Here is a 10272-nt window from a genome sequence, read left to right as displayed (position 1 = left end):
CAAGGCCCGAAGGGGAACAAGGCCCGAAAGGCGAACAAGGCCCGAAGGGCGAACAAGGCCCGAAGGGTGAACAAGGCCCGAAAGGTGAACAAGGCCCGAAGGGCGAACAAGGACCGAAGGGCGAACAAGGCCCGAAGGGTGAACAAGGCCCGAAGGGTGAACAAGGCCCGAAGGGTGAACAAGGACCGAAGGGAGAACAAGGACCGAAGGGCGAACAAGGACCGAAGGGCGAACAAGGCCCGAAGGGTGAACAAGGACCTAAGGGCGAACAAGGACCGAAGGGTGAACAAGGACCGAAAGGTGCCGACGGTACTAATGGTAAATCCGCCTATGAAATCTGGAAAGAAAAATCGGGCAATGAAGAGAAAACGTAAGACGATTTCATTAACGATATGAAAGGCAAGGACGGAGCGAATGTCGAAGCGGGAGACGATACTATTATTGTCGACAAGAAAGATCCCGCCAAAGCGGTGCTTTCTCTCAATAAAAACCTCAAACTGGATTCCGTAAAGGTAGGAACTATTTCCCTTGATAAAGATAAAGGAATTGATGCGGGCGGAAAGAAAATCACCGGCATTGCGGCAGGAGAAATCTCCCAATACAGCAAAGACGCAGTGAACGGAAGCCAGCTCTTTGCAACGAACCAGATGGTAGTAAACAATATGAATCAGATTAACAATCTCCGTGACGAAAGCCGTGAAGGGGACGCTCTGGGAGCAGCCATGGCAGCCCTGAAGCCGCTTGACTTCGATCCCTATCAGAGAAGCCAGGTCATGGCAGGTGTCGGCTACTACAGAGGCAAAGAAGCAGTTGCACTGGGACTTGCACACTACAAGAATGAAGACCTGATGATTCACGGCGGTCTTGCTTATGCGGGCAACTCTAACGTGATGGCGAATGTAGGGGTCAGCTATCGTTTCGGAAGCAGCGAAGATAAAGAAGCCCAAAAGGCACGGAATCTCCGCCTGCCGCAGTACGACAAGGGACCAATCAGCAGTGTCTATATTCTCCAGGACGAAGTGCAGTCATTAAAACGTGAAAATGATGCTATTCGTAAGGAAAATAAAGAAGCTAACGACAGAATTGCCGCATTGGAAGTAAAACTCGAAAAGGTTTTAGAGAAAGTAAAATAATTCCGAGAAACAAAAAAACAAACACATCGTTGAAGGTGTGTTTGTTTTTTTTGTGGTTTATTCGTATTAGCATTCATTATCCTGTTCAGACCGGTGTACACAAACCTGTCCCTATCGCCCCGCAAGGGCCGGAACATTTCTCAGTAATCGGGGAAGTGAACAAGGGGAAAGCGTGAGTAAGCACGAAAAAAGATCGCATACGGAACGGCACTAAATACCTGCCTGTCATTCTTGAACGAAGTGATGGCAAGATAACCGCTTTCCGGGGAGCTAAGCGATGCTGTAAAAGCGAGTGGGTGCCGCATATAGGGAGCAGGTATTGTTTGGCGGGGCGTAGGGTGTCCTGCAAAAAAAACGATATATCCGCAGCATTGGTCATCGGTTTTCTTGTACACCTTGACATCTTGTTGACTTACGGGATTTATTATATACTTATATATATATTAAACAATATATAGTATTGCAGTAATAGCAGCACGAACGGTATCGTCATAAGGGGGTTTCATAGATGAATCGTATATTTAAAGTTATTTGGAGTGAAACGAAGCATGCCTATTGTGTGGTGTCGGAAATTGCGCACACACACCGTCGCACTTCGACACGTCGTACTAAAGCGGCATCTCTGGCAGCGGTCTTTTTGGTGTCTGTAGCGGGGAGCGCCTATGCGGCACTGACCCCGGATAAACAGGCAGTATATGATGCGGTGATACAACAATTGGCACAAACAAGCGGTAAGGCGAGTCTCGGCAAAGTAAAGGTGGATAACGATAAGGAAACCTTGTCTTTGGGATATGTTCAATGGGACGGCAAACATGGAAATTTGTATTTAGGTACAACGGCGGCCGGCAATGAAGTGGGAACTTCGCAGACGCAGTATACACACGGTATTCCCGGTTCCAATATTGCTTGGGGCAGCGGTAACGTGGCAGGCTTGGCATTGGAAGCGCAAACTGAAGAAGCTACCGTTGACGGAAAGAAAACGAATATAATTACCGGTTATAAAAGAGAACGTCAAGCAGACGGATTTATGATTCCGCTTTGGAATATCAATTCGTCCGGAGATGCACGCAGTTATTCGACCGCCATCGGATTTTTAAATGCCGCTTACGGGGTAGGTGCGTTTTCTGTCGGACAATACAGTGCGGCAGGAGCGGATTCGGCATTTGCCGGCGGATACGGTGCTATTGCTTCGGCTAAACAAGCGTTTGCTTTCGGTAAAGAAGTCAAAGCGATGGGTGAAAATTCCGTTGCAATGGGAGAGAAATCGGAAGCGTGGGCAACCAATTCATTTGCTGTAGGAAATACGGCAAAAGCACAGGATGTCGGTGCCATTGCTATGGGAAATAATGCGACAGCTTCCGGAAAATCAAGTTTTGCCGCCGGTGTGAAAAGTAAAGCGACGGCATACAGTACGGTTGCGTTAGGTGATAACGCTGCGGCAGCCGGAAATTATGCAGTCGCCATGGGACATAAAGCTAAAGCAACGGAAGAAAATTCATCCGCCGTAGGTGCATGGGCAAAAGCAACGGGTGAATATAGTTCCGCTTTGGGAGCTTCATCAAAGGCATTAGGATTTTTATCGACAGCAGTAGGCGGCGGTAAGGTCAAAGAAGATGGAGATCGCGGACTTTCCATGGGATATGGAGCGCAAACCACCGTAGCGGACGGTGTGTCTGTGGGCAGTGATTCCGTAGCAAGCAGAAGGGAAAACGTATACGGGTACAACGTACTTGGCGGAAATGCATATGATACCGAAAGCATCGGTGCCGCATACGGTCAAGGGAAAAAAGAAGAAATTGAAGGATATGACAGGGGGCTTGCAGAAAAGCAACCGCAACTTGCAGCGGCGGAAGCGGCTTATCATAAAGCGCAGCAGGACTTGGATGATATGTCCCACGGCAGACCCGGAGCCTTGGAATTTACTTCGGCAAACCGAGAAAAATTGGAAGCGGAAATAGCGAGAACGAAGCAAGTATATGAAAATTTGCAAAAGGAATTTGATGAAATCAAAGCAAAACGCAATACATTGACCGGTGCGTACTTGAGTTCTTCCGCTGCCGTATCTGTCGGCAATGAAGAAACCGGCATGACCCGTCAGATTACGGGAGTTGCCGCCGGAAGTGAAGACACCGATGCGGTTAACGTGGCGCAGCTCAAAGCATTGAATAAGAAAGTTGACGGTAAGAAGGATATTCATTTCTTTTCTTCAAACGGGAGTGATTCCGGTATTAATTATGATAATCAAGGTGCAAGAGCCGGATATACTACGGCAATCGGACCGGATGCTATGGCAACGGAAGAAAATTCGCAAGCGTTCGGGTACAGAGCAAGAGCGATAGGTCACTCGAGTATCGTATTCGGTGTGGAAAGTACGGCATCGGGAGCCAGAGATATTGCCATCGGTTACGGTTCACATGCGGTCGGTTCGGATAATACGAATACGTCATGGAACGATACGATAGCTATCGGTTGGAATGCGTTGTCGCGAGGCGGCTCGTTTGCTTCCGGAACCGGCGCGGTAGCCGGCGGCAGCGGCAGTGTGGCACTCGGAGCGGGCGCTTATGTCGGTACGAAGTGGCTTGATGATGAAACGCAAAAGGCACAAAATGTCAATAAATGGGTGTTGACACGAAGCTTTTTGGATAAGGGATTGAGAGATGAATTGAAAGCCAAATTCCCGGAAAAATTTGCAGAATGGGAACAAAGAGCGGAAAAGATGCCTGCCGCTATGGGCAGTGAATATTTGGAGCAAAAACTCCGTACGTTGGCGATGGAACAACTTCCGCAGATGACTTCTCCGTCTATGAAAAATACAATGAAAGACATGGAGAGCAGTATTGCTATCGGTCGTCGTACCAAAGTATACAGTGCGTCCGCCATAGCAATCGGTTCGGAAGCGAAAGTAGGAGAAAATCTTGACGGTGCAATTGCGTTGGGAAATCAGTCCCTTGCTACCCGTAATGCCGGTATTTTCGGCTACGACCCGACAAGTGATGCAAAAACATGGACGGACTTTAAAAAGGCACATCCGGAAGCAGGTATCGGTGCGGTACGAGAACAGGAAATTCAACGTGAAATGAACGACCTTTCAGATGAAGTCGCTCAAATGGGACCTACATATCAAGCATGGGTGGATAAAGAAAAATATCCCGATAAATATTTGGATGAGCGTAAAGCCTATGCAGAAGCTCACGGAAATACATTGAACGGAAACAATGAATGGGTGGAATGGGTTCTCCATGCACGTAATGAACAACAAAAATTGTGGAACAAAGGACAAGAGTTGACCAATAAATATAACAACTTACAAAAAGAATTGAATGGCGGAGCCAACTTAGGTAAAGGTGCATGGATAGGAAACAAAGCGGCACTTGCTATCGGTAATGAAGAAGACGGAATTACCCGTCAAATCACCGGAGTTGCCGCCGGTACAAAGGACACCGATGCGGTGAACGTGGCACAGCTCAAAGTATTGAATACGAAAGTGGATAAAGTAGCGGAAGGCAGTGTGCATTACTTGTCGGTGAACAGTTCCGAACAAGGAGCCGGATCCAACTATAAGAATGACGGTGCGAAAGGCGTTCATGCGGTAGCTATCGGTGCGTATGCTACGGCGGATAGTGCTGGCGGCGTGGCCTTGGGCAGAGATTCTACAGAAAAACGTGCAGGCGGTTTATTCGGTTATAATCCGAAAAATGGAGCAGCCTTTGTAGACGGTACAGCCGTAGCGGAATATCTCGGTAAGACTACGGAATATGACGCTTTGCAAACGGAAATGACTGCAAAGAAAAAGGCTGTTGAAGAGGCCAAAAAAGCTTTAAAAGAAAACGCTGCAGATATAACTAAGAAAGAAAATTTAAATAAGGCGTATCAAGCTTTAGAAGCAGTGCAACAGAAAGAGAATCTTCTTCTCGGGGCGTATCGTTCGGCTGGTGGCTATGGTGCTTTTTCCGTAGGTAATGAAGAAAAAGGTATCACCCGTCAAATCACGGGAGTTGCCGCCGGCACAAAGGATACCGATGCGGTGAACGTGGCACAGCTCAAAGTATTGAATACGAAAGTGGATAAAGTAGCGGCAAACAGTACCGCTTATACGGTTGAAACAAAAGAAAATGACGATAATACGACCACCGTCACCATTAAAAGCAATAAAGCCGGTGATAAGGGTACAGCCGTGACGGTAGCTACCAAAGATATTCATATTACAAGCGGAACGTACGATAAAACCACAAAGAAACTTACCTTTACAACGAATACAAATACTACCTTCAATGTAGATATGAATGATGTAATCAACGCGGCGGCGGAAGGCAGTGTGCATTACTTGTCGGTGAACAGTTCCGAACAAGGAGCAGGATCCAACTATAAGAATGACGGTGCGGTCGGTGAAAATTCGATAGCTATCGGTAATAAGGCGGAAGCTTTTCATTGGGGAAGTAGTGCCATAGGTAATCAGGCCTGGAGTATCGGTGCGTTTTCACAAGCGTGGGGCTGGGGCGCAATCGCAAGTGGAGAAAAAGGAATAGATAAAGAAACCTATGATAAGCTTTCAGAAGCGGAAAAAAAGAATTATCAGCTATATTCGTTTTTATTAGATACGGGAGATAAATCGCTATATTATCGTACGAAGTATGAGGAATATACGCCGGAAGAATATAGGGCTTTGCCTGCGGACCGGCAGCAAGCCTTGGATAAGATAGGATATCAATATTCCGAGGCTCGTAAGAAAGAAATTATGGCTCCCCGCTCTTTGGCGATTGGTATTTATGCGAGAGCTGTCGGTAAGTATACAACAGCGGTAGGAAATTGGGCGAATGCGTCCGGTATACAAGCTACTGCATTGGGAACACAGGCTAAGGCGACCGGCGATTTCAGCATAGCGGCAGGAGATCGAGCGGAAGCAAGCGGCGGACAATCTGTGGCAGTAGGTACACAGGCCAAAAGTGACGGTGTGTTCAGTACAGCAGTAGGTACACTGGTCCAAAGTGACGGTGCGCTCAGTACGGCTGTCGGAGTTCAGGCGAAGTCTTCAGGAAATCAGAGTATAGCTGTCGGTTTTAAGGCGGTAACAAACTTCACAGAAAGTATAGCCGTGGGTAATAAGGCGGAAACGGTAAAAGGCTGGTCTGCGGCAATCGGCAGCGGTGCTAAAACACAAGGAACGGCAAGCACTGCCGTGGGCGGTTTGAAGGTATCGGCTACGGTGGATTACGGTGCGGCCTTCGGTTCTTTCAGTGTGGCACAAAGAGAAAAAGGTGTAAGCGGATACTTGGCAAACGGACAGGCCGGTTTAGCATGGAAATCAAATTTAGGTGCCTTTTCCGTCGGCGATGATGTGAAGGGGTATTCCCGTCAAATTACGGGAGTTGCCGCCGGCAGTGAAGACACCGATGCAGTCAACGTGGCACAGCTCAAAGCCATCGAAAAGAAAATCGGTACGGGCGGGACAAACGGTAAAGACGGTAAATCTGCTTATGATATATGGTTGGAAACACAGACCGATAAAACTAAAACGAAGCAAGATTTCCTCGACAGTCTGAAAGGTAAAGACGGTAAAGACGGAACAGGTGCGGACATCGACATAAAAGGCGATACCGGTAGCGGAGTAAGTGTGACATCGAATACTGAATCAGGTAAAAAGACTTATACCATAGGTTTAAGTACAAAAATCAAAGCAGGCGAAGTTACGATTGACGGAACGAAAGATAAAGAAAATATTGCTGTCGGCTATGTGAAGATAAACGGAGAAAAAGGCAAAGGTACAATTACCGGACTTTCAAACAAGACATGGGATCCGAATCACATCGAGTCGGGACGTGCGGCAACTGAAGATCAATTGAAAGCGGTAACGCAAGGAATGACTGAAATTTCCGGAGGAATCGCCCATGTCGGCGCACACGCTGCGGCACTTGCAGCACTTCATCCGCTCGACTTCAATGCCGATGAAAAACTTGATCTTGCAGCCGGAGTAGGTAATTATAACGGTGCCAATGCGGTTGCCGTCGGCGCGTACTACAGACCGAACGAAAGAACGATGTTCAGCATAGGCGGTTCCTTCGGCAGCGGCAAGAATATGGTCAATGGCGGTGTATCTTTGAAAGTAGGAAGCGGGTCCGTACGGTCCATGGCGAAAGCGGTGCCGGCACGACAATTGGCGGCGCAGCAGCGGGAAATACGGGAGCAGCGGGCACAAATTCAAGTGTTACAGCAACGGGATAAAGACAAAGAGGCGCAAATACAGGCGTTGTGGCAGGAAATACGGCAGTTGAAAAAACTGAAATAAAGATAAGAAGTTCTTTTTACAGCACGCATGCTATAGGTACTATAGTGTGCGTGCTTTTTGTATGCCTATAAGAAGCAAGAGAAACGGGATAAATGTTTATACATACTAAAAAAAGAAGGTGTTGTCAAATAAAAAACGAAAGAAATTTTATTAAATATAAATACACTGATAACGTTATTTTTTTTTTTTTGATAAACAATACAAAGTGTACGGAAATAAAACTATATTTAAAATAAATAATTATGCGACAGTGGAATACTTGACAATAAATGTCATACTGTAGTACAATGACTTTTGATTTTATTTTCGGTCAGTTATGTGTATTATTATGATGTATTCATAGAAAGGAAGCAAAATAAGAATGAATCATATATATAATGTTATTTGGAGCACTGTAAAGCATTGTTATGTCGTGGTTTCGGAACTGGCGAAACGCGACGGCAAAGCGGGAGCCTGTAGGAAGAAACGCGGTATGAAGGCGGCCGTACTGGCAGTATGTGCGTTGTGCAGTATAGGGACTGTGCTGCCGGTTGCGGCACAGGAAGACCCCCCAGCCGCCTCTGTGGTCCAAACGGGGCAGACACCGCAACAAAAGACGAATCAGGACGTTAAGCCGATTGGGTTGATGTCGACTGCGGTGATTAATGCAAAATTGAAAGATAAAACTAAAGATAAAACTAAACGATATCAACATTGGATAGACGGTAAAACGTATGAGCTATCCGATAAGGGTCAGGATCGCGGCAGTATCGGCGTGCGTGACGAGGCGGATGCGTCATCTTTGGCGTATCGTATTGCGCTGATTAGCGGCGAGCATGATCCGTCTATGGACAATACGGCAACCGATGGTAAAGAGAAAACAAAGAAAGAGCTAAAATTGGCTTATAGAACCGCTGTAGGAGCCGATTTTCATGTAAGCGGCGAAGGCGCTACGGCTTATGGTTACGGTGCGGAAGCGGTGGCCGACAAAACCTTGGCCGTAGGATATCGGTCGTATGCCGGGGAAACCGGGGCGATGGCGTACGGGTATGATGCGAAAGCCGGCGGAGATAATGCCATTGCCATCGGCTATCATGTGGGGGCGAATACGGCACTTGACGAGGACGTACAACAGGCAGTGACAAAGGCGTTGTTACAGCGCGTATCGTCGAGTTCGACGGCACAGACCGAAACCTCACCGATGGCAGCCATTGATCGGGAAATAGATCAGGTAATAAAGGAGAAGCCGTTGTGGCAGGCGAATAGTAAGTTAATTCGTACTCGCATAGAGGATGGTAAGAAAGTAAAGGAACACGGCTGGGCAAACTCGACGAAACCGGATCCGAGCGTAAAAGTCACCGAACCGAATAAAAATGCGATTGCCGTAGGGAAAAACACGTATGCGTTAGGCATGAATTCGATGGTGTTGGGGTCCTATTCGCTGGGGACGGGAAAAAATTCCATGAATATCGGCCTGATGACGTATACGGAAGGGGACAATGCGACGGCTGTCGGTATGGAAGCGATTGCGGCAGCAAAGGACTCTTTGGCATTGGGAACCGGCACGTATACGAATATGGAGAACTCCGTTGCCCTCGGTAAGGACAGTCGGACGGATTATAAGTCGGAAGATTTGCAACAGGCCGGGGCATTTTTGCCGGCAGCGACGAAGACGAATCCGGTTTCAGGGATTTTATCGGTAGGTCATATGGGCAGTGAACGGCGTATTACCAACGTCGCTCCCGGATATTTGGATACCGATGCGGTTACCGTGGCGCAGTTGAAAGCGGTGGCGGATCAAATAAAAAAAGGCGGTGCGCCTGCGGCGGTAGACTCGTGGGCCGATAAAGATTTGACCAATCTTTCGGCAAAGGGTAAAACCGCGATTACGACGATTGCCGATAATGCCGTGACGAATAAACTAACCGACACGTTTGTGACGGATAAGGTGAAAAAGGGGAGTATTACTTCTACGACACTTGCGATTACCGGAGACGGAAAAGCGGTCGGTGCGGACGTGACGATTGACCTGAAGGACAAGAGCATTACGGCGGACAAGTTGAGCGACGAATTACAAAATAAAATTAATGGCGCCGTTGATACGAAGGGCGATACTATTAGCGTCGCCGATTGGGTCAAGAAATTGGGCACCGGCAAGGTGGCCAAAGACGATGCCAATCTCGTTACGGGCGGCACGGTAGCTGCGGCGGTAGACTCGTTGGTCGATAAAGATTTGACCAATCTTTCGGCAAAGGGTAAAACCGCGCTTACGACGATTGCCGATACGGCCGTGACGAATAAGGTAACCGACACGTTCGTGACGGATAAGGTGAAAAAAGGAAATATTACTTCTACGACACTTGCGATTACCGGGAACGGGAACACGGTCGGTGCGGACGTGACGATTGACCTGAAGGACAAGAGCATTACGGCGAGCAAGTTGGACGAAGAATTACAAAATAAAATTAACAGCGCCGTCCATGCAAATGGAGATAATATTACCGTTGCCGACTGGGCCAAGAAGATGGGAACCGGCAAGGTGAGCAAAGACGATGCCAATCTCGTTACGGGCGGCACGGTAGCTGCGGCGGTAGAATCGTTGGCTAATCAGAATTTGGATAATCTTTCAGATAAGGGGAAACAAGCGCTTACGACGATTGCCGATACGGCCGTAACGAATAAGGTAACCGACACGTTCGTGACCGATAAGGTGAAAAAGGGGAGTATTACTTCTACGACACTTGCGATTACCGGAGACGGGAAAGCGGTCGGTGCGGACGTGACGATTGACTTGAAGGACAAGAGCATTACGGCGGACAAGTTGAGCGAGGCATTACAAACTAAAATTAACGGCGCCGTTGATACGAAGGGAGATAG

General features: G+C 47.7%; 3 protein-coding genes and 1 pseudogene. All 4 read left to right on the top strand.

The annotated features are described in order from the left end of the window. Positions 1–374, top strand: a pseudogene (locus HMPREF1039_RS00560) (collagen-like protein); the annotation flags it as partial. Between the two features lie 18 nt (positions 375–392). Next, a complete protein-coding gene (locus HMPREF1039_RS00555; protein WP_007390423.1) occupies positions 393–1133 on the top strand; it encodes a YadA C-terminal domain-containing protein in 741 nt (246 codons plus the stop codon). Positions 1134–1641: 508 nt separating this feature from the next. After that, positions 1642–7416, top strand: a complete 5775-nt coding sequence (locus HMPREF1039_RS08295; protein ID WP_007390422.1) for an ESPR-type extended signal peptide-containing protein — start codon at positions 1642–1644, stop codon at positions 7414–7416. Positions 7417–7777: 361 nt separating this feature from the next. Then, positions 7778–10272, top strand: a 2495-nt coding sequence (locus HMPREF1039_RS00545; RefSeq protein WP_007390426.1) for an ESPR-type extended signal peptide-containing protein, incomplete at its 3' end; no start/stop codon positions are given.

The organism is Megasphaera lornae, assembly GCF_000214495.1.
GTDB lineage: Bacteria > Bacillota > Negativicutes > Veillonellales > Megasphaeraceae > Megasphaera > Megasphaera lornae.
The sequence above is the reverse complement of the archived record's forward strand: the minus strand, read 5'-3'. Positions and strand labels throughout refer to the sequence as shown.